General features: G+C 70.2%; 1 protein-coding gene. It reads right to left on the minus strand.

All coding sequences use genetic code 11. The annotated features are described in order from the left end of the window. Positions 1-28: 28 nt before the first annotated feature. Positions 29-1,165: an ABC transporter substrate-binding protein gene (locus tag ACP4J3_RS50680; RefSeq protein ID WP_426545065.1), complete on the minus strand. Its 1,137-nt coding sequence runs from the start codon at positions 1,163-1,165 to the stop codon at positions 29-31. Between the last annotated feature and the right edge of the window lie 55 nt (positions 1,166-1,220).

Here is a 1,220-nt window from a genome sequence, read left to right on the forward strand (position 1 = left end):
CCGGTGGGACCTGCGGCCCCGCCCATGGTCACGCTCCGGGGTGCAGCCCGAGCCAGCCCGGCGTGGGGTCGCCCTTGACCTCGCCGAAGTACAGGGCGAACGTCTGCTTCCAGCGCTCCACTTCGGCACGGTCGGCCATGAAGCGGGGAAAGCCGTCGAGGTGGGCGTTCGGGTACTTCCAGATCGGCTTCAGCCCGCTCGCGGGAGTGACGTCGGTCCGTACCGACCAGCCGAAGAAGGCTGCTTGCTGCCGTTCGGCGGACAGCACCCAGTTGATGTAGAGCTTGGCCGCGGTCGGGTTCTTGGCCTGTCTCAGGACCGCGAGGCGCTGCCCCCACGCCATGAACGGATGCCCGTCGGCCACCGCCCACCGCACGGGCTCCGACGCCGGCGCCGTCAGCCGCCCCGACCCGCCGACACCGATCGCCGCCTGGCCGTCGCTCACCGCGTCCTCCGGGAAATTGGTGCCCCGCCCGAACCGCACGTCCTGTGCGGCCAGCCGGGCCACCCAGTCCCAGCCGTACCGCTCGGCGTACAGCTTGTAGAGAAACAGGACCGCGTCGTCGTCATGCGGGTACGACGAGGCGATCTTCCCCTTCCACTTCGGGTCGACCAGGTCGAGCGGAGTGCGCGGCGCGTCCGAACCGACCGCCGCCGGGCCGTACATGAAGCTGAAGCCGATCACCGCGCCCGCCACCCAGGCGCCCTGCGGGTCCCGGAATCGGTGGTGCAGCTTGGAGAACCCGGCGGGCTTGTAGGGCAGCAGATGGCCTTGCTCCTTCCAGCGCGCGAAGTCGTGCAGAGTCTGCAGCTGGACGAGGTCGGGGACGAGGCTGCCGGTCGCGAGCTGGTTGTCGACACGCGTGCCGTGGTACTTGCTGTAGTCCACGATCAGCGTCATGTCGATGCCCGGGAAACGCCGCATGAAGCCCGCCTTGACGCCGTCCAGCTGGTTCGGCGTGTCACCGCCTGCGTACAGCACGAGCTTGCCGCCCTCGGCGAGGGCGGCCTGGTGCAGCTCGTCGAGGGTCCTGGTCTCCTCGGGGCCGGAGGCGTGCCGGTACGCGGAAGGAGAGGCTGTGGCCGGAGCCGCGGCGGCGCCGAGACCGAGGGCGGCACCCGCGCCCGTGGCGAGGACACTGCGCCTGCTGAGGAAGCTGGACATGTAGGAAAGACCTCTCTCTGCTGGGGGAAGCACGAGACCCGGCGCCATGGGCACG

This window comes from Streptomyces sp. UG1, from assembly GCF_049974585.1.
Classification (GTDB): Bacteria; Actinomycetota; Actinomycetes; order Streptomycetales; family Streptomycetaceae; genus Streptomyces.